Genomic DNA, 26,026 nt, shown 5'->3' with positions numbered 1-26,026 from the left:
GCGCCGGCCTCGGGCGCCGCACCGGAATTCGAAAGGTGGCTATGGGATATCTGACCGCGAATGACCGTCCGGGGGAGCATGCCGCCTCCTGGTATGCCGCGAGCGTCGGCGAGATCCCCGAGCGCCCGGCGCTGGCCGGGGCGGCGAAGGCGGATGTCTGCATCGTCGGCGGCGGCTATGCCGGGCTCTCGGCGGCGCTGCACCTGGCCGAGCGCGGCTATGACACCGTGCTGCTCGACGCCAACCGCATGGGCTGGGGCGCCTCCGGGCGCAATGGCGGGCAGCTCGGCGTCGGCCCGCGGGCGGAGATGGCGGACTATGTCCGCCTCTGCGGGCGCGAGACCGCCGCCAGGGCCTGGGAGATCGCCGTCGCGGCGAACCGGCTGGTCCGGGAGCTGATCGACCGCCACGCGATCGACTGCGACCTGATGCCGGGCTATGTCGAGGCCGCCTGGAAGCCCGCCCATGCCCGCGAGCTTGCCGAATGGGCGGAGGCCGCGGCGCGGGACTGGGGCCATGCCGGCATCGTCGCGCTCTCGCGCGAGGAGGTCGCCGCGCGGCTCGGCACCACGCGCTACCATGGCGGGTTCCACGAGCCGGAAGGCGCGCATCTGCATCCGCTGAAGCTGGCGCTCGGGCTCGCGCGGGCGGCGGAGGGGGCCGGCGCACGGCTCCTCGAGCGCAGCCGCGTCACCCGCATCGCGCCCGGCCGGGTGGAGACCGCGGCGGGCCATGTGGCGGCAGAGCACATCCTGCTCGCCTGCAATGGCTATCTCGACGGGCTGGAGGGCCGGGTGCAGGCGCGCTCGATGCCGATCAACAACTTCATCCTGGCCACCGAGCCGCTCGACCGCGCCACCGCCGACCGGATCAACCCGGGCCGCGTCGCGGTCTGCGACACCAAGTTCGTGCTGAACTACTATCGCCTGACGCCGGATCTGCGGCTGCTCTGGGGCGGCGGCGAGAGCTATGGCCGGCGCTTCCCGCGCGACATCCCGCGGCTGGTGCGCCGGGCCATGGCGGAGATCTATCCCGAGCTCGCCGGCATCCCCCACACCCATGCCTGGGGCGGCACCCTGGCGATCACCGGCACGCGGATGCCGGCCTTCCAGGATCTCGGGCAGGGCATGCGGGCGATCTCCGGCTGGTCCGGCTCGGGCATCCACATGGCGACCATGGGCGGCCTGATCGCCGCCGAGGCGATCGCCGGCACCGCCGAGCGCTGGGACGTGATGGCGCGCCTGCCGACCCCGGCCTTTCCGGGGGGCGACTGGTTCCGCGCCCCGCTGCTGGCGGCGGCGATGACATGGTATGCGCTGCGCGACCGGCTCTGAGCCGGGCAGGGGCAGGAACAGGGGCCGGGAACGGCGCCCGGCCGCCCTCCGCCACGCCGCGCATTGCCTGCGGGGCCTGGAGGCGGGCGGCCCGGCGCTCAGCCGGCGGCCATCTCGGCCGCGCGCCGGCCCTGTCGGGTGAGGATCTGGTCACCCCAGACCAGTTCCGCCAGCCCGAGGCGGATCAGCTTCTCGGCGTGATCGTTGGGGATCGCGGTGGCGCAGGCGCCGCGGCGGATCCGGCACAGGGATTGTCGTTCGTCTTCCGAGAGCTGCTCCAGCAACTCCGTCGCTCTACACATGGGTCACCTGCCTCTGGCAAACAGCGTGGGGCGTTTCCTTCGCCCGCTGAACTCATCGTATCCCATCACCGCCCGATGGCAATTTACGGCACACATTCCTGATATGCGGTTTACGCAACCCGATCACAGATCCGTCGCACGGCTGAAAAAATGTGTCCGAACATCACGCGTTCCAAGCCCGGAACCGACGGTGGATTTTGCACATGCGGCATTTGTTGCAAATTGGTCTCAGTGTGGGCCTGCCTGCAACAGGTCGGCGCGATCCCTGCGGCAGCCCGCCGCGGCGGATTGATCGGCGGCGGCGATTCGGCGAAGAGAGCCCTCCCGAACGACGGTTCCGAGCCCCCTTGGGCGGAGTTCCCGAACCCTCCTCCGGTGCGGCCGCCGCTGGCGCGTCCGTATGCCGGGGCCGGACGGCCGGCGGAAGGGGCAACGCGGATAATGCCCTGTGGAGGGCAGCGGGCTCCGGCCCGTTGGGCGCAAGCCCGGGGGGTTCGACTCCCTCTATCTGCACCAAGCGATGTAGCTCATTGGGTAGAGCACCGGACCTTGAATCTGGGTGTAGCAGGTTCGACTCCTGCCATCAGCGGCCTGAAAAGCCGCCACCTACCAGGTGGTTACACGACGACGGGGTTCGGGGCCGGCCTGGCGGGGCCGGGGCGGGGCGATGCCTTCGGGCGCCGTGCCGTGCCGGTGCCGCCCGGTGCCAAGGGCCTGTGCCCGGCCGATGGCCGCGCCGGGCCGGGGTCAGGCGGCAGGGCGGGGCTTCGGCCCCGGGCTGGCGCCCCGCCCCGGCTCCGCGCGGCCCGCTCTGCCCGGGTCCGCCGGCGGCGCCGCGCGGCCGGCCCCGGGCTTCTCCGACAACCGACGACCACGACCGACGACCGACGACCCGACGACGCCGACCCGACGACCGGAAATTCCAACCGCAGACCCCGATTTTGCCATCCGCGGCGGAGAGACGGAGGCTCCGCCCGCCATTACCCCCCGGACCAACGGGAGGCCATCGAAGGAGACGACAGATGCAGTGGCTCATCGACTGGATGCTGGGCCGGACCCGGGTCCTGCTCAGCGAGACCGAACGCGCGATCCTGCTCGAGAACGGCCGGTTCAAGGCGATCCTCGGCCCGGGCGAGCACCGGCTGCCGGCGCGCGGCCGCAGCCTCGCGGTGGAGCGCCACGCGATCGATGCGAGCCCCAACCTCGCCTCGCGCTTCGAGCGGGTGCTGCTGCGCGAGCGGCCGGACCTCGCCGAGGCGCATCTGGTCACCCTGCAGGCGGGCGAGGGCGAGGCGGCGGCGCTGTTCCGCGACGGCGCGCTGCACGCGCTCTCGCTGGCGCCGAAGACGCGGCTCACGGTGTGGCGCGATGCCGGGCCCTGGGAGATCCGCCGCTGGCCGATCGGCGAGCGGCTCGAGGTGCCGGAGGCGCTGCGGGCCGAGATCGAGCGGGGCGGCTTCCAGGCGCAGGTGGTCAAGGCCACCGTCGAGCCGGGCCAGCTCGGCCTGCTGACCATCGGCGGGCGGCACATGGGGCTGCTGGAGCCGGGGGTGCATCTCTTCTGGCAGACCGGGCGCCAGGTCACCGTGCGCCTCGTCGACATGCGCTGGCGCGGGGTCGACGTGAACGGCCAGGAGGTGCTGACGCGGGACCGGGTGACGCTCCGGGTCAACATCGCCGCGCAGATGCGGGTGGTGGATGCGGAGCGGGCGGCCTCGGCGGTGCGCGACTTCGAGGATGCCCTGCACCGGGCGCTGCAGTTCGCCTTCCGCCGGACGCTGGGCGCGCGCACGCTCGACCAGCTGCTGGAGGAGAAGGTGCATGTCGATGCCGAGGCGGCCGGCAAGGTGCGCGCCGAGATGGCGGAGATCGGGCTCGAGATCGGCGAGATCGCGCTGAAGGACGTGATCCTGCCGGGCGAGATGCGCGAGATCCTCAACCGCGTGGTGGCGGCGGAGAAGGAGGCCGAGGCCAATGTCATCCGCCGCCGCGAGGAGACGGCCGCGACGCGGTCGCTGCTCAACACCGCGAAGGTGATGGCCGAGAACCCGGTGATGCTGCGCCTCAAGGAGCTCGAGGCGCTGGAGAGCATCGCCGGCAAGGTCGAGAGCCTGACGGTGCACAGCGGCACCCGCGGCCTGCTCGACGAGGTGGTCCGCCTGCAGGGCTGAGGCCGGCAGCACGGGGCCCGGGGGCGCAGGCGCCTCCCCGGGCCCCACCCACCCCGGAGAGGACGGCGCCCGGCAGCGCCCGAGCGGAAGCCCCCAGCCCGGGGAGGCGCCTGCGCGCGGCACCGCGCATCGGCGCGCCGGGCCGGCCCGCACGGGCGCCGCGGTGCCGTGAGGGCGGAATGCGGGGGCCGGCGACGGGTGGCTGCCGCTCAGGCGGCGAGCGCGGTGGCCAGCGCCGGGTCGTCGAGCATCCGGTCCACCGCCTCCTGCAGCACCGCGTTGGCCAGCGCGCGAAGATCCTCGACGCCGGCGCAGATCCCCGCATCGAAGGTGATGACGCTGCCCGCCCCCCGGTCGGCGACGATCCGCCGGCGCCGGAGCCCGGCCCCGGTCTCCGGAAAGGCGAACCGGACGTCGAGGTCGATATGCGCCTCCTTCCGGGCCACCTGGTTGCAGTCGAACCGGAGGATGGTGATGCTCGGCCGCCCCGCGGCGGCGGTGCCCGCCGTCGCCGCCATGCCCCGCGCCGCGAGCCCCGCGGCGATGGCCGCGCGCACCACCGCGCCGACCGGCCCGGCAGTCTCGAGGGTCTTCAGCGGGTTGCCGAGGCCGCCGCGGATCGCGCCGAGCCAGTGGGCGCCATGGCCGCGGGTATCCGCCAAGCTGCCGAGCACCACCGACTGCGCCGGATCGGCTGCCGAAGGGGCGGTGCGTCCGGGATCGCAGGTGATCGCCACATGGCTGGTGGTGCAGCCGGCGAGACCTGCCGCGAGCGCTGCGGCGCACAGGATGCGCCTTGCCGTGAAATCGGCATCCCCTTCCGGCCCGGCCGGCGGCGCAGGCTGCGGGGATCGCGCCGGCCCGTCCGCCGCAACGCCAGCGCCGATGGGAGCCGCGCAACGCTGCCCGCCCGCCCGCGGGCCCCGCGCGGATGGGGGGCGGAGCGCCTCTGCCGGGCACGCCGGTGCAGGGGTGGGCGGGGCACGGGGCCCGCGGGCGGGCGGCCGCGGGCGCGCCGCCGGCAGATTCCTTCGCGCCGCCGGCCGCGAAACCCCGCATCGCCGCGAGTTAGCGCTTGCATCCCCGGCGCTCCGCACGGTAGAGCAGCGCTGTCACGGGCCGTAGCGCAGTCTGGTAGCGCGTCCGTCTGGGGGACGGAAGGTCGTGGGTTCGAGTCCCGCCGGCCCGACCATCGCCCGCCATCTGCGGCGGGCATCCCGGCCCGCCGTGGTGGCGCAGGCCGATCGACCGGCACGATCCGCGCCGGTCCCGCCTCTGGGCGGGGGCGCATCTGGGAGAGCCCGAACCCCCATGAGCGCCGCCAGCCCCGATCCGATCGCAACAGCCGACGAATTTGCCGCCCGCTCCGGCGTGCTGCCGGCGCAGGAGCTGCGCGCGCTGGCCGCCAGCGGCGCGCTCGCCGCCGAGCCCGGGCTGCTGGCCGACCAGATCCAGCCCGCATCGCTCGATCTCCGCCTTGGCCGCCGCGCCTGGCGGGTGCGGGCGAGCTTCCTCGCCGGGCGCCGCGCCACGGTGTCCGACCGGCTGGCCGAGTTCGCCATGCACGAGATCGATCTCGGCCCCGGCGCGGTGCTGGAGACCGGCTGCGTCTATGTCGTCGAGCTGGCCGAGCGGCTGGCGCTGCCGGCCGGCGTCTCGGCCGCCGCCAATGCCAAGAGCTCGACCGGGCGGCTCGATCTCTTCACCCGGCTGATCGGCGACCGCCAGGCGGAGTTCGACCGGGTCGAGGCCGGCTATGCCGGCCCGCTCCATGTCGAGATCAGCCCGCGCACCTTCTCGGTGCTGGTCCGCCCCGGCGCCCGGCTCAACCAGCTGCGCCTGCGCGCCGGCCATGCGGTGATCGCCGACGAGGCGCTGCGCGCCCTCCACCGCGCCGAGCCGCTGGTCGATACCGACGAGGCGCTGATCGACGGCGGGCTCGGCTTCTCGGTGGATCTCAGCCCGCAGGCGGCGGACGGCACCGTCGGCTGGCGGGCGCGGCGCCATTCCGGGCTGATCGACCTCGACCGCATCGGGCACTACCCGGTCGGGGCGTTCTGGGAGCCGGTGCGCGCGCAGACCGCGAGCGGCGGGATCATCCTCGACCCCGGCGCCTTCTACATCCTGGTCAGCCGCGAGGCGGTCTCGGTGCCGCCGGCGACCGCCGCCGAGATGGTGCCCTACATGGCCGTGGCGGGGGAGTTCCGGGTGCATTATGCCGGCTTCTTCGACCCTGGCTTCGGGCACAGGGAGGCCGGCGGGCAGGGCTCGCGCGGGGTGCTCGAGGTGCGCTGCCACGAGGCGCCCTTCGCGCTCGAGCACGGGCAGATGGTCGGCCGGCTGGTCTATGAGCGGATGCGGGCGCGGCCCGATCTCCTCTATGGCCGCGACATCGGGTCCAACTACCAGGGCCAGGCGCTCAAGCTCTCCAAGCATTTCCAGAGCCCCTGAGCCCGCGCTATCCTCGCCGGCGCCCCGGAGCGGGCGGCGGAGAAGGGGAGCGGGATGCACGGGAGCGGGATCGGGCACAGGACCGGGCACAGGATCGGGCACGGGGTCGGGCGCGGGGTTCGGCACGGGGACCGGCGCGGGGGCGCGCGATGAACCCGGCAGAATGGCTCGCGCGCGCGGCGCGGCGCTGGCCGGGGGCGCCGGCGCTGCTCACCGACACCACGCTGGAGGCCGACTACGCGGGCTTTGCCCGGCGGGCGGCGGCGATCGGGCAGGGGCTGGCCGCGCGCCACGGCATCCGCCCGGGGGACCGGGTGGCGATCTTCATGAAGAACCGCCCGGCCTATCTCGAGGCGCTCTACGGCGCCTGGTTCGCCGGCGCCGCGGCGGTGCCGATCAATGCCAAGCTGCACCCGCGCGAGGCGGCCTGGATCGTCGAGAACGCCGGCGCGCGGCTGGCCTTCGCGAGCGCCGATCCGGGCGACGGGCTGGCCGCGGTGGCGCCCGGATGCCTCGAGGAAATCGTGATGGCCGGGAGCCCCGCCTACGAGGCGCTGGCCGGGGGCGATCCGCTGCACGCGCCGCACCCCATGGCCCCCGGCGACATGGCCTGGCTGTTCTACACCTCGGGCACCACCGGCAAGCCGAAGGGGGTGATGATCACCGCCGCCAACCTGCAGGCGATGGCGCTGAGCTATTTCGCGAATGTCGATGCCGTGCACCAGTCCGACGCCGCGCTCTATGCCGCGCCGATCTCGCATGGCGCGGGGCTCTACAACTTCATGCACGTGCTCCGCGGCGCGCGCCATGCGGTGCCGGGCTCGGGCGGCTTCGAGGCCGACGAGATCCTCGCGCTGGCGCCGCGGCTCGGCGATGTCTCGATGTTCGCCGCGCCCACGATGGTGCGCCGGCTGGTGGACCGCGCCAGGGCCGCCGGCGCCGGCGGCGAGGGCATCCGCACGGTGGTCTATGGCGGCGGGCCGATGTATCTGGCCGACATCGTCGAGGCGGTGGCGGTGATGGGCCCGCGCTTCGTGCAGATCTACGGCCAGGGCGAGAGCCCGATGACCATCACCGCGCTCGCCCGCGAGCTGGTGGCCGACCGCAGCCATCCGCGCTGGCGCGAGCGGCTCGCCTCGGTCGGGCTGGCGCAGGCCTGCGTCTCGGTGCGCGTGGCCGATGCCGAGGGGCGCGCGCTGCCGGCCGGCGAGACCGGGGAGATCCTCGTGCGGGGCGCCACGGTGATGCCGGGCTACTGGCGGAACCCCGAGGCCAGCGCCGCGACGCTGAAGGGCGGCTGGCTCTGGACCGGCGACATGGGCCGGCTCGACGCCGACGGCTTCCTGACGCTGCAGGACCGCTCGAAGGACGTCATCATCTCCGGCGGCACCAACATCTATCCCCGCGAGATCGAGGAGGTGCTGCTGACCCATCCGGATGTCGCCGAGGCCGCCGCGGTGGGCCGGCGCCATGCCGACTGGGGCGAGGAGGTGGTGGCCTTCGTGGCGCCGGCGCCGGGGCGCGAGATCGACCCGGCGGCGCTCGACCGGCTCTGTCTCGAGCAGATCGCGCGCTTCAAGCGGCCCAAGGACTACCGCGTGCTGCCGGCGCTGCCGAAGAACAACTACGGCAAGGTGCTCAAGACCGAGCTCCGCCGCCGGCTCGATGAGGAGGAGGGCTGAATGCAGGGCATGGGGCGGTTTCTCGAGGGCCGGCGGGCGCTGGTCACCGGTTCGGTGCAGGGCATCGGGCTGGCCATCGCCGAGGCGCTGGCCGGCGCCGGCGCGCGCATCGGGCTGCACGGGCTGGCGGAGCCGGAGGGCTTCGCCGCGGCCGAGGCGGCGCTGGCCGGGGCGGGGGCGCCGGAGGTCCGGCGCTTCGCTGCCGATCTCCGCGATCCCGCCGCGATCGACGCGATGATGGATGCCGCCGAGGGCTGGGGCGGGGTGGACATCCTGGTCAACAATGCCGGCATCCAGCGCACCGTGAGCCTGGCCGAGGCGACGCCGGAGATCTGGGACGCGGTGCTCGCGGTCAACCTCTCCGGGCCGTTCCACACCATGCGCCGGGCGCTGCCGGCGATGGCCGCGCGGGGCTACGGGCGGGTGGTCAACATCGCCTCGGTGCACGGGCTGGTCGCCTCGGTGGAGAAGGCGCCCTACGTCTCCTCCAAGTTCGGGCTGGTCGGGCTGAGCCGGGTCGCGGCGCTGGAATATGCCGGCGCCGGCAGCCGCGAGAGCGGCGGCGTCACGGTCAACTGCATCTGCCCGGGCTGGACCGAGACGGCGATCATCGCGCCGCAGATCGAGGCGCGTGCGGCGGCGCATGGCGGCGACCGGGCGGCGGGGATCGCGTCGCTGCTCGCTGAGAAACAGCCCTCGCGGCGGACCTCCGACCCGGCCGAGATCGGTGCGCTGGCGCTCTGGCTCTGCGCGCCGATCGCGCACAACGTGACGGGCACGTCGATCCCGGTCGATGGCGGCTGGACGGCGCAATAGCGCAGCCACGTTGCGCGGCGCGTCGGGGCGTGGAAAGGTGCCGGCCATGTGTCTCCCCGATCCCGCCCTCAGCCTCTTCGATGCCGGCCCGCCCGAGCCCTGCCCGGCGCGCTTCAACCTGGCCGCCCATGCGCTCGCCGCCGCCCGCGGCCCGCGGGCCGGGGAGATCGCGCTCAGCGTCGTCGGCGCCGAGGGCCCGCCGGAGCGCTGGAGCCATGCCGATCTCGAGGCGCGGGTGCTGGCGCTGGCCGGCGGGCTGCTTGCGGCCGGGCTCGGGCGCGGCGACCGGGTGCTGCTGGCGATCGGCAACCGGGTCGAGTTCCCGCTGCTCTTTCTCGCCACGGTGGCGGCCGGGGGCGTGGCGGTGCCGGTCTCGACGCAGCTCACCCCGCACGAGCTCGAACCGCTGGCCGAGGCCGTCGGCCCGCGCTTCGCCGTCCATGAGGGCGCGGCGCCGCCGCTGCCGGAGGGCGCCGAGGCGATCCCGCTCGACCGGCTCGATGTGCGCCTCGCCGGCCCGCCCGCGGAGTTCGCGGATACCGGCGCCGAGGACCCGGCCTTCCTGATCTTCACCTCCGGCACCGGCGGGCGCGCCAAGGGGGTGCTGCACGCGCAGCGCTCGGCCTGGGCGCGCAGGATGATGTGGCAGGGCTGGTACGGGCTGGAGCCGGGCGACCGGGTGCTCCATGCCGGCGCCTTCAACTGGACCTACACGCTGGGGGCCGGCCTGATCGACCCCTGGGCGGCGGGGGCGTCCACGGTGATCCACACCGGCCCGCGGGATGCCGGCATCTGGCCGCGCCTCGCCGCGGCCGAGAACGCGACGATCTTCGCCGCGGTGCCGGGGGTCTACCGCCAGATGCTGCGCGCCGGGGGGGCGCTGCACGCGAGCTTCGCCGGGCTCCGCCACGGGCTGACCGCCGGGGAGAAGATGCCCGAGGCGCTCGCCGCGGCCTGGACGGAGGCGACCGGCAAGCCGCTCTACGAGGCGCTGGGGATGTCGGAGATCTCCACCTATGTCTCCTCGAGCCCCGCGGTCGCGCCCCGTGCCGGCACCGCGGGCCGGCCGCAGCAGGGGCGGCGCGTCGCGGTGGTCGATGCCGCGGGCGCGCCGGCGGCCGTGGGCGCCGAGGGGATGCTCGCCGTCTCGCGCCGCGATCCCGGCCTGATGCTCGGCTACTGGCAGGATGCGGCCGGCACCGCGGCGGCGATGGCCGGGGAGTGGTTCCTGACCGGCGACCGGGCGCGGATGGATGCCGACGGCTATGTCACCCATCTCGGCCGGGCCGACGAGGTGATGACCGCGCTCGGCTACCGGGTCAGCCCGCTCGAGGTCGAGGCGGCGATGGAGGCGCATCCCGGCGTTGCCGAGATCGCCGTGGCGGAGCTGCCGGTGCGCGCCGACCTGGCGCTGATCGCGGGTTTCGTGGTGCCGCGCGGCGGCTGGCCGGGCGAGGCCGCGCTGACCGACTGGGCGGCGGGGCGGCTTGCCGGCTACAAGATCCCCAAGCTCTGGATCGAGGTGCCGGCGCTGCCGCGCACGCCGAACGGCAAGGTGATCCGGCGCAGCCTGGTGGCGGCGCATCGCCGCGACACCGGCTGAGCGAGCCCGGCGAGGCGCCCCGGTCCGAGCCTTGACGCAGGCGCAAACCTGCCTCACGCGGGCGCGCGCCGCGGCGCTCCGGCCTTTCCGCGGGCCGCCGCATCGCCTATCTTTGCGCCATGATCCCGCTCGACATCATCTCCGACCCGATCTGCCCGTGGTGCTATATCGGCAAGGCCCGGCTCGATGCCGCCATTGCCGAGCTGGGCCATGACCCGTTCATCCGCCGCTGGCGCATCTTCCGGCTCAACCCGGACATGCCGCGCGAGGGGATGGAGCGACAGGCCTATCTCGACGCCAAGTTCGGCGGCCGCGAGGGCGCCGACCGGATCTATGGCCGGATCGAGGCGGTGGCGCGGGAGAGCGGGCTCGAGACCCGCTTCGACCTGATCCGCCGCACGCCGGACACGCTGGACGCGCACCGCCTGCTGCGCTGGGCCGAGGCCGAGGGCGTGCAGAACGCCGTCGCCGACGGGCTGTTCCGCAGCTATTTCGTCGAGGGCGCCGACATCTCCGCGCCCGAGGTGCTCACCGCGATCGCCGGGGAAGCCGGCATGGACGGCGCCGTGGTCGCGCGGCTGCTCGAGGGCGAGGCCGACCGGGCCGAGCTCGCGGCCGAGGACGACGAGGCCCGGCGCATGGGGGTCAGCGGGGTGCCCTGCTTCGTGATCAACGGGCGCTACGTGATCCAGGGCGCGCAGGAGACCGAGACCTGGGTCCGGGTGATCCGCGAGCTGTCCGCCGCGATCGCCGAGGCAGAGGCAGGGAACGGGGACGGGGCTGCACCGGGAGGAGCAACGCCATGAACATGCTTGTCGACGAATTGCGCGCGCTGTCGGCCGATCCGGTCGCCTGGGGCGCGGTGCCGGTGCTCGCGGCCTTCGTGGTCTGGTCCTTCGCCTCGCGCCGGCTGTGCCCGCTGATGAACTGCGCCAACCGGATCTCCGACGAGGAGGCCCGGAAGGTCGCCGGCGGGCCGCGGGTCGCCGGGCCGCGGTTCCTCGTGCTGATGCTGGTCGGCATCGTCGCGGCGGTGACCGGGCTCAAGCTGATCGGGATGGGGCTCTACTCCACGCTCGCCTTCTACCTGCTGCTGGCCGGGGTCTTCGTGATCCAGACCGAGCCGGCGCGGCTGCAGATCCGCGAGGCGCAGCACCGCGTGGCCGCGGCACGCAATCGCGGCGAGGAGGCGGTGGCCTCGGAGATCCAGCGCCTCGGCGCCTCGCACAACTGGCTGATCGGGCTGCAGGCGATCATGCTGGTCGGGACCGCGCTCTTCCTCGTCGCCTTCCGCTGACCGCGCCCCGCATTGCGGGCGGATGAGCCGGCCGGGCGCCCGTGCCCGGCCGTTTTGACTGCCGCGCGTCAGGCGGCGCGCCTCAGATGGTCCCGCCCATGCGGCGCGCCGAGCTCGAGCGCCGGGCCCAGCGGCACCAGCCCGGTCGGGTTGATCGTCTGGTGGCTGGCATAATAGTGGTACTTGATGTGGTCGAGGCTCACCGTCGCGGCGATGCCGGGCCACTGGTAGAGCTCGCGCAGATAGCCCGAGAGGCTGGCATAGTCGGCGATCCGCCGGATGTTGCACTTGAAGTGCCCGACATAGACCGCATCGAAGCGCACCAGCGTGGTGAAGAGCCGCCAGTCGGCCTCGGTGATCCGGTCGCCCATGAGATAGCGCCGGGCGGAGAGCCGCGCCTCCAGCCAGTCGAGGCTCTCGAAGAGCGCGCGCACCGCCTCCTCGTGGGCCGCCTGCGTGGTCGCGAAGCCGGCCTTGTAGACCCCGTTGTTCACCGTGTCGTAGATGCGCGCGTTCACCGCGTCGATCTCGTCGCGAAGCGGTGCGGGATAGTAGTCGTCGCGGTTGCCGGTGATGCCGTCGAAGGCGCTGTTGAGCATCCGGATGATCTCGGCGCTCTCGTTCGAGACGATGGTGCCGCGGGCCTTGTCCCAGAGCACCGGCACGGTGACGCGGCCGGAGGCCTCCGGCACCGCATCGGTATAGACCTCGCGCAGGAAGCGCCGGCCGCCGAGGCTGTCGCCGGTGGCGCCGGGGCGCCCGGTGTCGAAGGTCCAGCCCTCGCCCTGCATCAGCGGGTGCACGACATCGACGGTGACGTGATCGGCCAGCCCCTTCAGGCTGCGGAAGATCAGCGTGCGATGCGCCCAGGGGCAGGCCAGGCTCACATAGAGGTGATAGCGCCCGCTCTCGGCCCGGAAGCCGCCCTCGCCGGAGGGGCCGGGGGCGCCGTCCGCGGTCACCCAGTTGCGGAACTTCGCGCTGTCGCGCACGAACTTGCCGTCCGATTTCCGCGTGTCGTACCAGCGGTCGTGCCATTTGCCGTCGATCAGCAGGCCCATCGCGTCCTCCTCGGTTTGCCTGCCCCTTCACCTAGCCGCCGCGCCGCCGCGAAAAACCGGCGGGCGCTCAAAAGACCCTTGCGCCAGCGTGAAGGACGGCGCCGCGGGCCGGCGGCGGCGCTGGCCAGCGGGCGCGGGCTCTGCTAGTGGCTGCGCATGGCCGAGACCCCCGACACCCCATCCGCGCCGCCCGAGGGCGAGCGCATCGCCAAGCGCCTCGCCCGGGCCGGCGTCGCCTCGCGCCGCGAGGCCGAGCGCATGATCGCCGAGGGCCGGGTCCGCGTGAACGGACGGCGCATCGACAGCCCGGCGCTCAACGTCACCGGGCGCGACCGCATCGAGGTCGACGGCCAGCCGCTGGCCGAGGCCGAGCCGGCACGGCTCTGGCGCTATCACAAGCCGGCAGGGCTGGTGACCACGGCGCGCGACGAGAAGGGCCGGGCGACGGTGTTCGACCGGTTGCCGCCGGAGATGCCGCGGGTGATGTCGGTGGGGCGGCTCGACCTCACCTCCGAGGGGCTGCTGCTGCTGACCAATGACGGCGAGCTGAAACGCCGGCTCGAGCTGCCCTCCACCGGCTGGCTGCGGCGCTACCGGGTGCGGGTGCATGGCAGCCCGACCGAGGCGATGCTGGCGCCGCTCGGCCGCGGCATCGTGGTCGAGGGCGAGCGCTTCCAGCCGATGCAGGTGGCGATCGACCGCCAGCAGGGCGCCAATGCCTGGCTCACCATCGGCCTGCGCGAGGGGCGCAACCGCGAGATCCGCCGCGCGCTCGAGGCGCTGGGGCTCACCGTCAACCGCCTGATCCGGGTGAGCTACGGGCCGTTCCAGCTCGGTGACCTGGCCGAGGGCGCGGTGGAGGAGGTGAAGGCGCGGGTGCTGGCCGACCAGCTCGGCCTCGCGCGGCCGGCGCGGCCCGAGGGCGCGCGGCCGAAATCCGCCGGCGGCCCGGGGCCGAAGCCTGCCGCGAAGGGGCCGGGACAGCCCGCCGGGAAGGCGCCCGCGAAGGGGCCGGGAAGGCCGGCCGGGAAGGACCCCGCGACGGGGTCGGGAAGGCCGGCCGGGAAGGCGCCCGGCAGGGGCCCCGGCGGCGGCCCGGCGAAGGGGCCGGCCAGGGGCGGCGGGCAGGGCCCGCGATCCGGCGGCCCGGGCGGGCGCGGCCGGGCTGGGCGCTGAGGCCGGCCCGTGCTAGGCTTCGCGCGAGCAGCAAGGGAGCCCGCGACGATGGTGCCCGCAAGAACGCGATCCGGCCTGCGCGCCGCCTTCGGGGCGGGGCTGCTGGCCGCGTTCCTCTGCCTGCCGGTGGCGGCGGAGGAACCCCTGCCCGAGACCGCGGCTCTGGCTCCGGCGCCCATGGCGGAGGTGCAGGCCGGCGGGCTCGCCGCGGCGCCGCTCGACCCGGCGCTCGCGGGCCGTATCCCCGGCCGCAAGGTCGAGCCCACGGCGCCGTCGCTCCTTCTCGGCGCGACGCTGGGCCTGCTCAACACCGGCGGCAGCGGCGAGACCATCCCGCTGCCCTATACCGGCGGCGACTGACGGCAGCGATTGACGGCCGGGCAGGCCGCCGGCGCGCGGGCGGACCTACCAGCGCCGCGCGGGGCGGTAGGGCGTGACGATCTCCAGCGTCAGCGGGTCCTCGAAGGGGCCGATCCACTGCGCGCTGCGCCAGATCCGCCCGGTCTCCGCCTCGACCCAGTGGCGGTTCTCCACCCGCCGGCGGTGGTTGGCGCAGCGCTCCGCCACCTCGACCACCTGGTGGCGCCGCCCGAGGATCTCGATATGCTGCCGCGGCCCGCGCTCGAAGAGGCAGGTCAGCACGACGGAATAGGCCGCGCCGTCCTTCACCCGGTACTGGTACTCGCGCACCACCTGGCCGGGCCAGGCGATCAGCGGGCGCGGATGGCTCACCGGGTCCTCGCGGGCGGTGCGCAGGCCCGTCAGGTCGTGTCCGAAGCCGTGGGTGCGGGCGATCGCGGCACCGTGCAGCACCACCGCGCGGCCGGCGGCGTCCTGATAGGTGACATAGCCGCCATTGTCCGCCAGCGCCGCCACATAGCCCGGCGGGCCGGCGCTGCCTGCCAGCCGGATCACCGCCGCCCCGGTGGCCTCGAGCGCGGCGCGGTCGGGCAGCGGGGCGGGCGCCTCGGGCGCCGGCGCAACCGCATCCCAGGCCAGCAGCCCGACCTTGCCGAGATCGGTCGGCCCCTGCGACGAGCAACCGGCGAGGAGCCCGCCCAGCAGCAGCGCGGCCAGGGCTGCGCGCGCCCCGGTCATTCCCAGAACCCTTCCGAGCGGCTGGCCAGCGGGCCGCTGCCGAGATCCTCGACCAGCGGGTTCAGGCGGTTGGCGATCTGCAGCCGCTGCCCGCCATCGCGCGAGAGCGGCCGGATCACCGAGGCGAGCCGCGAGCGGCTCTCGTAGGGCAGGGTCCAGTTGAGCGGGATCGAGACATAGATCCCCTTGTCGAAGCTGCCCTCGCCGAACTCGTCGAAGGAGACATCGGTGAAGGTGGCGAAGGCGCCGATCTCCCAGCCGTTGGAGAAGCGCCGCTTGACGCCGACCGTGCCGCCCCAGTCCCCCGCCAGGTAGCGCCCGGCATCGAGCTGCAGCGAGAGCCCGTGGAACGGCGTGTCCCAGTAGAGCGAGACATGGCCGGTGACGACGTCATAGGCCTGCAGGTCGAACAGCGTGTCGAAATCGCGCTGGCGGACATAGGCGATCTCGCCGCCGACGCCCCAGGACTGGTCGGCCGGCCGCCACAGCAGCTCGCCCTGGATGCCGGCGAACATCCGCTCGAGCAGGCCGCCCGAGACCCGGCCATAGACCGAGGGCGCGAGCTTGGTCACATAGTCCGCGGTCAGCCGCGTGAGGCCGGGATCGCCCTCGTCGAGATACTCCGCGAAATCCGAGCGCACATGCGGCAGCGTGCTGTCGGAGGTGCGGGTGATGTCGTCGAGATTGCCGACGATGCGCTTGGTCAGCGTGCCGGTGACCGAGGCGCCCGGGGCGAAGGCGACGCTGCCCGAGATCGCGAGCTGCAGGTCGGCGCGCACCGGCTCGTCCGGATCGAACAGCGAGACCGGGATCAGCGGCTCGATCGCCCAGGCGAGCTGCGGATACGCCCCGAGGGCCTGCTCGAGCGCCGCGCCCGAGAGCCGCGGCGCATCGGTGACCTCGGCGGTCGACCAGGTGAGATGCGCCGCATCCGGCCGGTCGACCCGGTCCTCCAGCACCGAGCGGGCGAACGCCACCGTCACGGTCGGCACGCCGGCCTCCACCGGCACGATCTCGAAGCGCTCCACCGAGGGCGGCAGGACCCGCGCCATCGAGCGCGCGGCGCGGCCGATCGCCCGCGGCATCTGGTTGAACCGGTCGTTCTCGATCAACAGCGTCGCGGCGGTCGGCTCGAGGGTGAGCGCGACGAGCCGGACGCCGTTGCCCGCCATGTCCTCGGCCAGCCGCGCCCGGATCGCCGCCTCCCGGTCCGGGTCGCCGGCCCAGCCGGTCGGGTAGTCGAGCGCCGCGCGGCGGGTGAGGCGGATCGCCGTCTCGCCCGCCGGGCGCAGCGCCAGGGTGCAGACCACCGCGCCGTCCGGGGTCTCGAAGGAGACCGCGTCCACCACGCCGTATTCCGCGTCGATCGCCCGCGCCTCGGTCACCGGGCAGGCATGGTCGGCCGAGGCGGCGAGCCGGGCGCGGGCCCAGCGCACGCCGCCGAGGCGCTCCTCCACGGTGACGCCGGCGATCGGCGCCTCGCCGAAGAAGCTGGAGCTGCGGGCGCCGTCGATCAGGTCGCGCACCTCGCCGAGCTCGGCCGCGGCGCGGGCGCGGGCGGCATCGTCCACCGGCCGGGGCAGCACCGGCAGCGGCGCCGGCTCGTCCTCGGCGCCGAAGGCCGGGTCGAGGATGTTGCCCGAGAGGGTGAGGCGCAGGCCGAACTCCTGGCCATACATGTAGTATGCGCCGATCTCCGCCCAGCTCGTCGGCCGGTACTCGATGCCGAGATTGATCGGGATCGACTGGTCGAAATCCGAGAACTCCTGCTCGCGGGTATAGGCGTCGTTGGAATACTCGATCTTCAGTGACAGCCCGTCGAGCGGGGTGCGCCAGGAGACGCCGCCGAAGAAGCCGGCATCGCCCTTGAAGAAGCTGCCGAAATTCACGTCGCCGCCGCCGGAGCGCGGCTCCTCGCGGGTGCGGAAGCTGTCGAGATACCAGCCGATCGGGTTGTTGAAGCCGTTCAGCGAGGCGAAGCGGCCCCAGCCCATGCCGCCGGTCACCGTGAGATCGCCGCCGAGGAAGTCCTTCGAGGCGACGACGTATTCGCCGGAATAGACGCCGGTGCCGAGGAAATCCTGCAGGCCGACCGCGACGCTCGGCCAGTAGACGCCCTCCTCGACGAGGCGCAGCTTCACGTCGAAGCTGCGGTCGTAGAGCGCTCGGCGGACGCTGTCGTCCGGGAAGAACTCGTCGAGCACGCTGTAGCGGAAGGCGCCCTCGAGGAAGGGCAGCACCTGGAAGGAGACGGTGTTGCGGTAGAACCCCCCGAAATAGGAGGAGGTCAGCGAGATCTGCGCATCGGGCTGCATCTGGGCGGTGGGCGTGTCGATCAGCCCGGTGACGCCGAAGAGGTTGTGGCTCGGCCGCTCGGGCGGCAGCGGCACCTCGGCGGGTGCGGTTGCCGGAACGCATGCCAACGCAGCCCCCGCCAGCGCCCACGCCAACGGAGCAAGGCGACGGTTGGTTCCGTGCTCGCCTGCCATCTGCCCTCCTGCCTCGCGCCGAGTTTACTCAGGCGGCGAATCCCCGTCCAGCGCTTTGCCGCGCTGGTGCGGGGGAGGCGGGGCCGCCGGCCGGCCCGGCCCGCACCGGCCGCGAGGTGCCCCGGGGCTGCTTTCAGATCGCTGTCGCTCCTCCCATCCTGCTCCATGGTTGCCGCCGGGGCGCGCCGCCCGTCTCCGCCACCTGCCGAGGGATAGCGGATCATGGTTAAGGAAGCCTGAAGGAGACGCCGCCATGCCGGCCGGCCCGCGGCGAGCCCGGTGCGGCGGCTGCCGCGGTGCCGGCTGCCCGGATCTCGCCGTGCACCGCGCATCTTGTGGCGGTGCCGATGCTCTGCCACTATACGTTGTCTGCGGGCCATCCTGCTTGACCCGGCCAGATGTTCCTGATATGTTCCTTAACCTCGGGAGGCGACATGACCGAATTCCACGCTCCGATCGCCGAGGCGATCTGGGACATGAAATACCGTCTGAAGGATGCCGACGGCCGCCCGGTGGATGCGACGCTGGACGCCACCCATCGGCGCGTCGCGGCGGCGCTCGCGGCCCCGGAGGCGGCGCCGGAGACCTGGGCGCCGGCCTTCGCGAAGGCCCTGGCCGGGCACCGCTTCCTGCCCGCCGGCCGCATCCTCGCCGGGGCCGGGACCGGGCGCGCGGTGACGCTGTTCAACTGCTTCGTGATGGGCACCATCCCGGACAGCATGGGCGGCATCTTCGAGAGCCTGAAGGAGGCCGCCCTCACCATGCAGCAGGGCGGCGGCATCGGCTACGACTTCTCCACGATCCGGCCGCGCGGCGCGCCGGTGAACGGGGTGGGGGCGGATGCCTCGGGCCCGCTCTCCTTCATGGATGTCTGGGACGCGATGTGCCGCACCATCATGTCCGCCGGCTCGCGGCGCGGCGCGATGATGGCCACGATGCGCTGCGACCATCCGGATATCGAGGATTTCATCGCCGCCAAGCAGGACAGCGCGCGCCTGCGCATGTTCAACCTCTCGGTGCTGGTGACCGACGATTTCATGGCCGCGGTGGAGGCCGACACCCCCTGGGCGCTGCGCTTCGAGGGCCGCACCTACCGCACGCTTCCGGCCCGCGCGCTGTGGGACCGGATCATGCGCGCGACCTATGACTATGCCGAGCCCGGGGTGATCTTCATCGACCGGATCAACGCGCAGAACAATCTCGGCTATTGCGAGACCATCGCCGCCACCAACCCCTGCGGCGAGCAGCCGCTGCCGCCCTATGGCGCCTGCCTGCTCGGCTCGGTCAACCTCGCGGCGCTGGTGCGCAACCCGTTCTCCGACAACGCGGAAATCGATGCGGACGAGCTCGAGGAGCTGACCGCCACGGCGGTCCGGATGATGGACAACGTGGTCGATGCCAGCCGCTTCGCGCTGGAGGCGCAGGCGGCGGAGGCGCGGGCCAAGCGGCGCATCGGGCTCGGCGTCACCGGGCTCGCCGACGCGCTGATCTTCTGCGGGCTGCGCTATGGCTCGGCGGAAGCCGTGGCGCAGACCGGGGCCTGGCTCGCGGCGATCTCCCATGCCGCCTACCGCGCCTCGGCCCGGCTGGCGGCGGAGAAGGGGGCCTTCCCGCTGTTCGACCGCGACGAGTACCTGGCGCGCCCGATGATCCGCGCGCTGCCCGACGACATCCGCGCCGAGATCGCCGAGCACGGCATCCGCAACGCGCTGCTGACCTCGATCGCGCCGACCGGCACGATCAGCCTGCTCGCCGGCAATGTCTCCTCGGGCATCGAGCCGGTCTTCGCGCTCTCCTACACCCGCAAGGTGATCCAGCCCGATGGCAGCCGCATCGAGGAGACGGTGGAGGATTATGCGCTGGCCGAATGGCGGCGGCAGAACGGCGATGCGCCGCTGCCGGAGGCCTTCGTCACCGCGCAGGATCTCGCCCCGGCCGATCATGTGGCGATGCAGGCGGCGGCGCAGGCCCATGTCGACAGCTCGATCTCCAAGACCGTGAACGTGCCGGAGGAGATTTCCTTCGAGGCCTTCAAGGAGGTCTATGCCGAGGCCTATGCCCGGGGCTGCAAGGGCTGCACCACCTACCGGCCCAACCGGGTCACCGGCGCGGTGCTGGCGGTGGCGGAAGCGCAGGAGGCGGAGGCGCCCGCTCCGGCCGCTGCCGCCCCGGCCGGCGCGGCGGCGGAGGGCGACGTGGTGCGGCTCGCCGATCCGCTCGAGCGGCCGGAGGCGCTGCCGGGGCTGACCTACAAGCTGAAATGGCCCGACAGCCCCCATGCGATCTATGTCACGATGAACGATATCGAGCTCGGCGGGCGCCGGCTGCCCTTCGAGATCTTCATCAATTCCAAGAACATGGAGCACTATGCCTGGACCGTGGCGCTGACCCGGATGATCTCGGCGGTGTTCCGGCGCGGCGGCGACGTCTCCTTCGTCGTGGAGGAGCTGAAGGCGGTGTTCGACCCGCGCGGCGGCGCCTGGATGAAGGGCAAGTACGTGCCCTCGATCCTCGCCGCGATCGGCGGGGCGATCGAGCAGCACATGCGCGAGATCGGCTTCATCGGCCAGGGCGAGGGCGGCATCGCGGCCGGGGCGGCGGGCGCCTCGGTGGAGACGGTGACGCTCGGCGGCGGCGGCGCCGGCGCCGGCGGCGGCGTGCCGACCACCTGCCCGAGCTGCGGCAGCTACAACACGGCGATGCAGGAGGGCTGCGCCGTCTGCCTCGACTGCGGCTTCTCGAAATGCGCCTGAACCGGCGCGCCCCCGCGGCCTTGTGAGCGGCGGGGGCTTGGGCCGCGGCGCGGCGCGGCCTAGGTTCCTGTCATGGCAGAGGAGGGACGCATGGCAGGGCCTTTGAGCGGCATTCGCGTGGTGGATCTGACGAGCATGATCTCGGGGCCGCTGGCCACGATGATCCTTGCCGACCAGGGCGCCGAGGTGATCAAGATCGAGCGCCCCGACGGCGGCGACCATGCGCGCAAGGTGGCCGGGCGGCGCGGCGGCTTCTCCGCCTCCTTCCTCAACAACAACCGCGGCAAGCGCTCGGTGGCGCTGGACCTCAAGCGCCCGGAGGCGGTCGAGGCGGCGAAGCGGCTGGTGGCCGGCGCGGATGTCGTGGTGCAGAACTTCCGCCCCGGCGTGGCGGAGCGCATCGGCCTCGGCGAGGCGGCGCTGCGCGCGGTGCGGCCGGATCTCGTCTATGCCTCGATCTCCGGCTTCGGGCACGAGGGGCCCTGGGTGCACAAGCCGGTCTACGACCCGCTGATCCAGGCGCTCTCGGGGCTGGCCACGGTGCAGGGCGGCTCGGACGATCTGCGCCCCCGGCTGATCCGCACCATCCTGCCGGACAAGCTGACCGCGATCCAGGCGGCGCAGGCGATCACCGCGGCGCTGCTGGCCCGGGCGCGGACCGGCGAGGGCACCCATGTGCGGCTCTCGATGCTCGACACGGTGGTCGCCTTCCTCTGGTCCTCGGACATGACCGGGCACACCTTCGTCGGCGACGAGACGCCGGATATCCAGGCCCAGAGCTTCGTCGAGCTGATCTATGCCAGCGCCGACGGGCATCTCGCGGTCTCGGCCTATGCGGACCGGGACTGGCGCGGCCTCTGCCGCGCGGTCGGGCGGCCGGACTGGCTCGAGGACCCGCGTTTCGCCACGGTGGCGCTGCGCGAGGAGAACAAGCCGGCGCGGCTCGAGCTCACCCAGTCGGAGCTGGAGAAGCGCGGCACGGCGGAGTGGATCGCCCGGCTCGAGGCCGAGGACGTGCCCTGCGCGCCGGTGCTGACGCGGGCCGAGATGATCCGCCATCCGCAGATCGCGGCGAACGGGCTGATCCGGGAGATCGAGCATCCGCAGGCCGGGCGCCTGCGCCAGACCCGGCCGGCCGCGACCTTCTCCGCGACCCCGGCCGAGGCCGGCCATCCGGCGCGCCGGCTCGGGGAGGATACCGCGGCGGTGCTGGCCGAGGCGGGCTATGACGCCGGCGAGATCGCCGCGCTGATGGCCGGCGGCGCGGCGCGGGGCCTCGCGGCGGAGGAGGCGGCCGAATGATCGAGTTCCACTATTCGCCGACGCCGAACGGCTGGAAGGTCGGCATCATGCTGGAGGAGACCGGGCTGGCCTACGAGACCCGGCTGATGTCGCTCGCCGGGGGCGACCAGTTCCGCCCGGAGTTCCTCGCGCTCAGCCCGAATGCGCGGATGCCGGCGATCCTCGACCGGGACCCGCCGGAGGGCTATGGCAGCGAGCCGGTGAGCGTCTTCGAATCCGGCGCGATCCTGCTCTATCTCGCGGAGAAGACCGGCCGTTTCGCGCCGCCCGAGAGCGACCGCCGGGCCCGCAAGGCGCTGATGGAATGGCTGTTCTGGCAGGTCGGCAACCAGGGGCCGATGGGCGGCCAGCTCAGCCATTTCGTCAACTACGCGCCGGACGGGCAGGATTATGGCCGCGCCCGCTACCGGGGCGAGTACGAGCGCACGCTGGCGGTGCTCGAGCGCCGGCTCGAGGGGCGGGAATACATCCTCGGGGACTATTCCATCGCCGACATGATCGCCTTTCCCTGGGCCTTCATCGCCAAACCCCTCGGCGTCTCGCTCGAGCGGTTTGCCAATGTCGCGGCCTGGCGCGGGCGGATCAAGGAGCGCCCCGCCGTGCGCCGCGCCATCGACCTCTTCAAGGACCGGCAGAACCGCGGCAGCCGCAACGCCGGGAACACGCCGCTGCTCTACAACCAGGGGGCGGACCACCTGCTCGGCCCGCGCCCCGGAGGCACGGCCACCGACTAGTGCGACAGCAGGATCGGCAGCGGCACCGTCTCCAGCACCTCGCGGGTGACGCCGCCGAGCACCCATTCGCGGAACCAGGAATGGCTGTAGGCGCCCATCACCATGAGGCTCGCGCCGGTCTCCATCGACCGCCGCGCCATCGCCTCGGCGGTGCTGTCGCCGCCGCGGCGCTGCAGCGAGACCTCGACATCGAGCCCCTGGCGCGCCAGCATCGTGGCCATGCGCTCGCCCGGGTCGGGCTGGTAGGCCGGCGGATCGTAGATGTCGATCTCGATCGAGGTGGCGCGGCGCAGCAGCGGGATCGAGCGGCGCACCGCGCGCAGCGCCTCGCGGCTGCCGTTCCAGGCGATCAGCGCGGGGCCGGCGAGGTTGCGCGCGTCGAACCCGTCCGGGCAGATCAGCACCGGGGCGTCGCCGTCGAACAGGGCGCCCTCCAGCGCATCGGCCTCGCTCGGCGCCGCGCCCTCGCCATAGGGCCGGTCGAGCACCACCAGATCGGCAAACTTGGCCCGGTCGCCGAGCTCGCGCGGCAGGGCGGGCCGGGCGCAGACCACCGGCTCGGCATCGCCGCGGACACCGGCGCGGGCGATCCGCTCGCCGATCTCGCGGGCATGGGCATCGGCATCCTCGCGCGCGGTGTCGTCGGGATGGACCAGCACCGCACCCACCGGGTCGGCCACCGTGTAGGGCGGCAGGTCGACGGCGAAGGCGAAGGCCAGCACGGTGAGATGGGCGTCCAGCGCCGTCGCGAGGTCGAGCGAATGCTCGAGGCGGCGCTCCCATTGGCCGCCATGGGCGGTGTAGGTCAGCAAGGACTTGTAGCTCATCGAGATGCTCCCCTGGCGCGGCCGGGGCTCTCCCCGGGCCGGCGGCAAGTCTAGCACAACCGGCCGGAGCGCCGGCTTGACCTGCATCAACGGGGTTTCAGGGCTGTACGACCGGGGCCTCGGCCTCGGCCTCGGCCTGCACGGCGCGGAGCGCGTCGGCGAGCCGCTCGATGGCGTTGCGCTCGCGCTTGAAGCCGGCATCGTGGAAGACGAAGACGATCGCATCCGGGGCGAGCGCCGGGATGATCTCGGCGAACAGGCGCTGCGCGGTTGCCGGCGCCATGAAGTTGGTCGGCAGCAGGATGGTCTCGGTGAAGCCGGGGGCCAGATCGGCGACCGTGTGCACGGCGAAGGAGTTGCCGATCACCAGCCCGCGGCGGGGCGGGCCGGAATGGTCGCCGCCGATCGCCGCCGGCACGCGGCGATAGACCTGCAGCCGCGGGATGTCGGGATGACGGGCGATCAGCGCCGCTTCGGCATCGGCGTCGCGGTGCGCGTCGCGCCGGCCATAGCGGGGCTGGCGAAAGACGATCTCGCGGCTGTAGAGCAGGAAGTCCTTCATGTCCGCCGTGCCGGTCCGGGTGCGGTAGCCCGGGGCGCCGGGGCGGTATTCGCCGGGATAGAGCTGCGCCAGCAGCGACCAGGTCGCGAGATGGGCCGACATCCCCTCGGTGTGGAAATTGCCGGGGGGGTAGAAATCCGCCTCGTCGCGGTGCTTGGCAAGGCGCTCGAGCGGGTAGTCGAAGGCGAAGCCCTCGGCGCGGGCGAGATCGTGCAGCGCCGCCGCCCAGGGCTGGCGCTCGGCGGAGCGCCGGCAGGCGCGGCGCAGCTCCGGCGGCACGCTGGGCGGCAGCCGGTCCCAGTAGAGCACCGGCTTGGTCGGCACCGCGAGGAAGCCGATCCGGCGGCCCGGCGCGGCGACGCCGCGGGCGAGGGCGCCGACGCGGCCGGCCAGCGCGGTGATCCACGGCTCGCCATGGCCGCCCAGCCGGCAGGAATTGCGGAGCGCCCGGAAGTCGCGGCGGCCGTCGACGAGGTAGTGATCCACCACGAAGATGAAGTCGCCGTTGCGCACCACGTTGAGCGCCGCCGGGTCGGCGAAGACCTCGTGGCGCAGCATGGCGAGGCCGCGGCTGGCCGCGAGCAGCCCGGCGATGCGGTCGGCGGCGAAATCCGCGAGGCCGCCGAGCGCGGCATGGGGGTTGCCCGCCCAGTCCGCCGCGGCGGGCAGCGGCGCCAGCACGCGCTTGAGCTGGCGGCTGCGGCGCTCCGGCTCGGTGGTCAGGAGACCGATCGCCACCGGCGCGGCGAGGAGCAGGGCGACCAGCAGCCCCGCGCGGCGCACGGCGGCTGTGGCGCGCAGCGGGGCGGGCCGGGGCGCCATCGCCTAGAACCGGAAATAGATGAAGGGGCTGTAGCTGCCCGCGAGGATCTTCACCGCCGCGAGCCCGAGCAGCAGGGTGTAGAGCGCGAGCCCGGCCGCGACCCGGGCCGCGCCGAGCCGCTCCGGCCAGGGCTCGAAGGCCGGCAGCTGCACCGCGCGGGCCAGCAGCCGGCCGATCCAGGGCCCGGCGAAGGCGAGGCCGAGCAGCAGCGTGATCCGCGCCTCGTTGGTCAGGTGCGCCGCCGCCGGGACCGGCGCCTCGAGGCGCCCGAGCGCCTCCAGCATCCCGAGCGCGCCGCTGAAGCTCTCGGCCCGGAACAGCACCCAGCCGGCCATCACCGCGAGCAGCGTGTAGCCGACCCGCAGCGCCAGCGGCAGCCGCGCCAGCACCGCGCCCCAGCCGGCCCGCTCGAGCACCAGGAAGGCGCCGTGGAAGATGCCCCAGGCGAGGAAGGTCCAGGCGGCGCCGTGCCAGAGCCCGGTCAGCAGGAAGACGATCCAGAGGTTGAGATAGGTCCGCGCCGCGCCGCGGCGGTTGCCGCCGAGGGGGATGTAGACATAGTCGCGGAACCAGCTCGAGAGCGAGATGTGCCAGCGCCGCCAGAACTCGGTGACGCTGGCCGCGACATAGGGATGGTCGAAGTTCCGCGGGAAGCGGAAGCCGAGCAGGAAGCCGAGCCCCACCGCCATCAGCGAATAGCCGAGGAAGTCGAAATAGATCTGCTGGGTATAGGCGAGGATGCCGATGGCGGCGGCATCGGCGCGCAGCTGCCGCGGATCGGCGGCGAAGACCCCGTCGGCCACCGGCGCCACGGCATCGGCGATCAGCACCTTGGCGGCGAGGCCGGTGGCGAAGAAGGCGAGCGCGAAATAGAGGTGGCGGAGCGTGACCGAGCGCGCCTGCAGCGCCTCGGCGACGGCGGCGAAGCGCACGATCGGCCCGGCGATGAGCTGCGGGAACATCGAGATGTAGAGCCCGATGCGCAGGGCCGAGCGCTCGGGCCGGCAGTCTCCGCGGTAGAGATCGACGAGATAGCTGATCGCCTGGAAGGTGAAGAAGGAGATGCCGAGCGGCAGGTGGATGCCCTCGGCCGCCGAGCCCTCGATGCCGAGCACCTCGGCGACGACGAAGCCGAGATACTTGAAGTAACCGAGCAGCAGGAGATTGCCGGCGATGGCAAGGCCGAGCCAGAGCTGCGCGCGGGGCCGGCGGCCGGCCTCCAGCGCCCCGGCGATCAGCCGCCCGGCGGCGGCGTTCATCGCGATCGAGGCGAGCATGACGAGCAGGAAGATGCCCTCGCCCATGAAGTAGAACAGCAGCGAGAAGACCAGCAGCACCGGGTTCGCCAGCCGCGCATCGAGGAAGTAGAGCGCGAGGAAGGCCGGCAGGAAGAGGAAGAGGAACTCGATGCTGGAAAAGACCATGCGGGCCCTCCCGGGGGCGGGCATAACGCGCGTCGAAATCCGCTTCTAGTGACGGCGGCAGGGGCTGTCAATCGGACTGGCCGGGGGCCGGGACAGGGCCGGTGCCGGGGGCCGGTGGCGG

21 protein-coding genes and 3 tRNA genes are annotated in these 26,026 nt (G+C 73.3%); 16 read left to right on the top strand and 8 right to left on the bottom strand.

Annotated elements, in window-relative coordinates; all coding sequences use genetic code 11:
* Positions 1 to 41: 41 nt before the first annotated feature.
* Positions 42 to 1,334, top strand: coding sequence for an NAD(P)/FAD-dependent oxidoreductase (locus QSJ97_RS13420; RefSeq protein ID WP_285672286.1), 1,293 nt, complete (start codon positions 42 to 44; stop codon positions 1,332 to 1,334).
* A gap of 98 nt (positions 1,335 to 1,432) precedes the next feature.
* On the opposite strand, the gene QSJ97_RS13415 is transcribed toward QSJ97_RS13420, so the two are convergent.
* Positions 1,433 to 1,636, bottom strand: a complete 204-nt coding sequence (locus QSJ97_RS13415) for a hypothetical protein (RefSeq protein ID WP_285672285.1) — start codon at positions 1,634 to 1,636, stop codon at positions 1,433 to 1,435.
* Positions 1,637 to 2,070: 434 nt separating this feature from the next.
* Here QSJ97_RS13415 and QSJ97_RS13410 point away from each other — a divergent pair.
* The 3 genes from QSJ97_RS13410 (at position 2,071) to QSJ97_RS13400 (ending at position 3,807) form a co-directional block, all read left to right on the top strand.
* Positions 2,071 to 2,152 (top strand) — tRNA-OTHER (locus QSJ97_RS13410).
* A gap of 3 nt (positions 2,153 to 2,155) precedes the next feature.
* Positions 2,156 to 2,222: transfer RNA gene (locus QSJ97_RS13405), tRNA-Gln, on the top strand.
* 436 nt (positions 2,223 to 2,658) lie between these two features.
* The gene (locus QSJ97_RS13400) at positions 2,659 to 3,807 is read left to right on the top strand and encodes a slipin family protein (protein ID WP_285672284.1); all 1,149 of its coding nucleotides are present in this window, start codon (positions 2,659 to 2,661) and stop codon (positions 3,805 to 3,807) included.
* 209 nt (positions 3,808 to 4,016) lie between these two features.
* On the opposite strand, the gene QSJ97_RS13395 is transcribed toward QSJ97_RS13400, so the two are convergent.
* On the bottom strand, positions 4,017 to 4,481 hold the full coding sequence (locus QSJ97_RS13395) for a hypothetical protein (protein WP_285672283.1): 465 nt from the start codon (positions 4,479 to 4,481) through the stop codon (positions 4,017 to 4,019).
* Positions 4,482 to 4,922: 441 nt separating this feature from the next.
* Between QSJ97_RS13395 and QSJ97_RS13390 the strand changes: the two genes are divergently transcribed.
* The 7 genes from QSJ97_RS13390 to QSJ97_RS13360 all read left to right on the top strand — a co-directional run bounded on the left by QSJ97_RS13390 (position 4,923) and on the right by QSJ97_RS13360 (position 11,656).
* Positions 4,923 to 4,999, top strand: a tRNA-Pro gene (locus tag QSJ97_RS13390).
* Between the two features lie 119 nt (positions 5,000 to 5,118).
* Entirely contained in the window at positions 5,119 to 6,258 is a 1,140-nt protein-coding gene (locus tag QSJ97_RS13385) for a 2'-deoxycytidine 5'-triphosphate deaminase (RefSeq protein WP_285672282.1), read from the top strand.
* A gap of 149 nt (positions 6,259 to 6,407) precedes the next feature.
* On the top strand, positions 6,408 to 7,940 hold the full coding sequence (locus QSJ97_RS13380; protein ID WP_285672281.1) for a class I adenylate-forming enzyme family protein: 1,533 nt from the start codon (positions 6,408 to 6,410) through the stop codon (positions 7,938 to 7,940).
* Positions 7,941 to 8,756 (top strand): SDR family NAD(P)-dependent oxidoreductase, encoded by an 816-nt coding sequence (locus QSJ97_RS13375; RefSeq protein ID WP_285672280.1) that lies wholly within the window; start codon positions 7,941 to 7,943, stop codon positions 8,754 to 8,756.
* Positions 8,757 to 8,802: 46 nt separating this feature from the next.
* Positions 8,803 to 10,359: a class I adenylate-forming enzyme family protein gene (locus QSJ97_RS13370; RefSeq protein WP_285672279.1), complete on the top strand. Its 1,557-nt coding sequence runs from the start codon at positions 8,803 to 8,805 to the stop codon at positions 10,357 to 10,359.
* A gap of 119 nt (positions 10,360 to 10,478) precedes the next feature.
* Positions 10,479 to 11,165 carry a DsbA family oxidoreductase gene (locus QSJ97_RS13365; RefSeq protein WP_285672278.1) on the top strand — a complete coding sequence of 229 codons (687 nt, stop codon included), beginning with the start codon at positions 10,479 to 10,481 and terminating at the stop codon, positions 11,163 to 11,165.
* A complete protein-coding gene (locus QSJ97_RS13360) occupies positions 11,162 to 11,656 on the top strand; it encodes a hypothetical protein (RefSeq protein WP_285672277.1) in 495 nt (164 codons plus the stop codon). Before QSJ97_RS13365 ends, QSJ97_RS13360 begins: the two co-directional genes overlap by 4 nt.
* 68 nt (positions 11,657 to 11,724) lie before the next feature.
* Here QSJ97_RS13360 and QSJ97_RS13355 read toward each other — a convergent pair whose 3' ends face one another.
* A complete protein-coding gene (locus tag QSJ97_RS13355; RefSeq protein ID WP_285672276.1) occupies positions 11,725 to 12,717 on the bottom strand; it encodes a glutathione S-transferase family protein in 993 nt (330 codons plus the stop codon).
* A 156-nt stretch (positions 12,718 to 12,873) separates the two neighbouring features.
* Between QSJ97_RS13355 and QSJ97_RS13350 the strand changes: the two genes are divergently transcribed.
* Both QSJ97_RS13350 and QSJ97_RS13345 read left to right on the top strand, forming a co-directional pair.
* Complete coding sequence (locus QSJ97_RS13350; RefSeq protein ID WP_285672275.1) at positions 12,874 to 13,893, top strand: pseudouridine synthase; 1,020 nt, start codon at positions 12,874 to 12,876, stop codon at positions 13,891 to 13,893.
* A 48-nt stretch (positions 13,894 to 13,941) separates the two neighbouring features.
* Positions 13,942 to 14,253 (top strand): hypothetical protein, encoded by a 312-nt coding sequence (locus QSJ97_RS13345; RefSeq protein ID WP_285672274.1) that lies wholly within the window; start codon positions 13,942 to 13,944, stop codon positions 14,251 to 14,253.
* A 45-nt stretch (positions 14,254 to 14,298) separates the two neighbouring features.
* On the opposite strand, the gene QSJ97_RS13340 is transcribed toward QSJ97_RS13345, so the two are convergent.
* Both QSJ97_RS13340 and QSJ97_RS13335 read right to left on the bottom strand, forming a co-directional pair.
* Positions 14,299 to 14,991: a YjbF family lipoprotein gene (locus QSJ97_RS13340; protein ID WP_285672273.1), complete on the bottom strand. Its 693-nt coding sequence runs from the start codon at positions 14,989 to 14,991 to the stop codon at positions 14,299 to 14,301.
* Positions 14,988 to 17,414: a YjbH domain-containing protein gene (locus QSJ97_RS13335; protein ID WP_285672272.1), complete on the bottom strand. Its 2,427-nt coding sequence runs from the start codon at positions 17,412 to 17,414 to the stop codon at positions 14,988 to 14,990. Before QSJ97_RS13335 ends, QSJ97_RS13340 begins: the two co-directional genes overlap by 4 nt.
* A 500-nt stretch (positions 17,415 to 17,914) precedes the next feature.
* Here QSJ97_RS13335 and QSJ97_RS13330 point away from each other — a divergent pair, with 500 nt between their 5' ends.
* The 3 genes from QSJ97_RS13330 to QSJ97_RS13320 all read left to right on the top strand — a co-directional run bounded on the left by QSJ97_RS13330 (position 17,915) and on the right by QSJ97_RS13320 (position 22,269).
* A complete protein-coding gene (locus QSJ97_RS13330; RefSeq protein WP_285672271.1) occupies positions 17,915 to 20,233 on the top strand; it encodes an adenosylcobalamin-dependent ribonucleoside-diphosphate reductase in 2,319 nt (772 codons plus the stop codon).
* 90 nt (positions 20,234 to 20,323) lie between these two features.
* Positions 20,324 to 21,535 (top strand): CaiB/BaiF CoA transferase family protein, encoded by a 1,212-nt coding sequence (locus QSJ97_RS13325; RefSeq protein ID WP_285672270.1) that lies wholly within the window; start codon positions 20,324 to 20,326, stop codon positions 21,533 to 21,535.
* Positions 21,532 to 22,269 (top strand): glutathione S-transferase family protein, encoded by a 738-nt coding sequence (locus tag QSJ97_RS13320; RefSeq protein ID WP_285672269.1) that lies wholly within the window; start codon positions 21,532 to 21,534, stop codon positions 22,267 to 22,269. Before QSJ97_RS13325 ends, QSJ97_RS13320 begins: the two co-directional genes overlap by 4 nt.
* Here the strand turns inward: QSJ97_RS13320 and QSJ97_RS13315 are convergent.
* From QSJ97_RS13315 to QSJ97_RS13305, 3 genes are all read right to left on the bottom strand, one after another.
* Positions 22,266 to 23,096, bottom strand: coding sequence for a universal stress protein (locus tag QSJ97_RS13315; protein ID WP_285672268.1), 831 nt, complete (start codon positions 23,094 to 23,096; stop codon positions 22,266 to 22,268). The two genes, QSJ97_RS13320 and QSJ97_RS13315, sit on opposite strands and share 4 nt — an antisense overlap.
* Positions 23,097 to 23,193: 97 nt before the next feature.
* Positions 23,194 to 24,480 carry a hypothetical protein gene (locus QSJ97_RS13310; protein ID WP_285672267.1) on the bottom strand — a complete coding sequence of 429 codons (1,287 nt, stop codon included), beginning with the start codon at positions 24,478 to 24,480 and terminating at the stop codon, positions 23,194 to 23,196.
* Positions 24,481 to 24,483: 3 nt separating this feature from the next.
* A complete protein-coding gene (locus tag QSJ97_RS13305) occupies positions 24,484 to 25,905 on the bottom strand; it encodes an MBOAT family O-acyltransferase (RefSeq protein ID WP_285672266.1) in 1,422 nt (473 codons plus the stop codon).
* Between the last annotated feature and the right edge of the window lie 121 nt (positions 25,906 to 26,026).

This window comes from Paralimibaculum aggregatum (assembly GCF_030270585.1).
Lineage (GTDB): Bacteria > Pseudomonadota > Alphaproteobacteria > Rhodobacterales > Rhodobacteraceae > Thermohalobaculum > Thermohalobaculum aggregatum.
Note: the sequence above shows the minus strand (reverse complement) of the source record. Positions and strands in the feature narration are given on the sequence as shown.

What these genes read in the sequence shown, in the direction of transcription:
- QSJ97_RS13420 (WP_285672286.1), top strand. Translation starts at nt 42, where the DNA reads ATGGGATATCTGACCGCGAATGACCGTCCGGGGGAGCATGCCGCCTCC.
- QSJ97_RS13415 (WP_285672285.1), bottom strand. Translation starts at nt 1,636, where the DNA reads ATGTGTAGAGCGACGGAGTTGCTGGAGCAGCTCTCGGAAGACGAACGA.
- QSJ97_RS13400 (WP_285672284.1), top strand. Translation starts at nt 2,659, where the DNA reads ATGCAGTGGCTCATCGACTGGATGCTGGGCCGGACCCGGGTCCTGCTC.
- QSJ97_RS13385 (WP_285672282.1), top strand. Translation starts at nt 5,119, where the DNA reads ATGAGCGCCGCCAGCCCCGATCCGATCGCAACAGCCGACGAATTTGCC.
- QSJ97_RS13380 (WP_285672281.1), top strand. Translation starts at nt 6,408, where the DNA reads ATGAACCCGGCAGAATGGCTCGCGCGCGCGGCGCGGCGCTGGCCGGGG.
- QSJ97_RS13375 (WP_285672280.1), top strand. Translation starts at nt 7,941, where the DNA reads ATGCAGGGCATGGGGCGGTTTCTCGAGGGCCGGCGGGCGCTGGTCACC.
- QSJ97_RS13370 (WP_285672279.1), top strand. Translation starts at nt 8,803, where the DNA reads ATGTGTCTCCCCGATCCCGCCCTCAGCCTCTTCGATGCCGGCCCGCCC.
- QSJ97_RS13365 (WP_285672278.1), top strand. Translation starts at nt 10,479, where the DNA reads ATGATCCCGCTCGACATCATCTCCGACCCGATCTGCCCGTGGTGCTAT.
- QSJ97_RS13360 (WP_285672277.1), top strand. Translation starts at nt 11,162, where the DNA reads ATGAACATGCTTGTCGACGAATTGCGCGCGCTGTCGGCCGATCCGGTC.
- QSJ97_RS13355 (WP_285672276.1), bottom strand. Translation starts at nt 12,717, where the DNA reads ATGGGCCTGCTGATCGACGGCAAATGGCACGACCGCTGGTACGACACG.
- QSJ97_RS13350 (WP_285672275.1), top strand. Translation starts at nt 12,874, where the DNA reads ATGGCCGAGACCCCCGACACCCCATCCGCGCCGCCCGAGGGCGAGCGC.
- QSJ97_RS13345 (WP_285672274.1), top strand. Translation starts at nt 13,942, where the DNA reads ATGGTGCCCGCAAGAACGCGATCCGGCCTGCGCGCCGCCTTCGGGGCG.
- QSJ97_RS13340 (WP_285672273.1), bottom strand. Translation starts at nt 14,991, where the DNA reads ATGACCGGGGCGCGCGCAGCCCTGGCCGCGCTGCTGCTGGGCGGGCTC.
- QSJ97_RS13330 (WP_285672271.1), top strand. Translation starts at nt 17,915, where the DNA reads ATGACCGAATTCCACGCTCCGATCGCCGAGGCGATCTGGGACATGAAA.
- QSJ97_RS13325 (WP_285672270.1), top strand. Translation starts at nt 20,324, where the DNA reads ATGGCAGGGCCTTTGAGCGGCATTCGCGTGGTGGATCTGACGAGCATG.
- QSJ97_RS13320 (WP_285672269.1), top strand. Translation starts at nt 21,532, where the DNA reads ATGATCGAGTTCCACTATTCGCCGACGCCGAACGGCTGGAAGGTCGGC.
- QSJ97_RS13315 (WP_285672268.1), bottom strand. Translation starts at nt 23,096, where the DNA reads ATGAGCTACAAGTCCTTGCTGACCTACACCGCCCATGGCGGCCAATGG.
- QSJ97_RS13310 (WP_285672267.1), bottom strand. Translation starts at nt 24,480, where the DNA reads ATGGCGCCCCGGCCCGCCCCGCTGCGCGCCACAGCCGCCGTGCGCCGC.
- QSJ97_RS13305 (WP_285672266.1), bottom strand. Translation starts at nt 25,905, where the DNA reads ATGGTCTTTTCCAGCATCGAGTTCCTCTTCCTCTTCCTGCCGGCCTTC.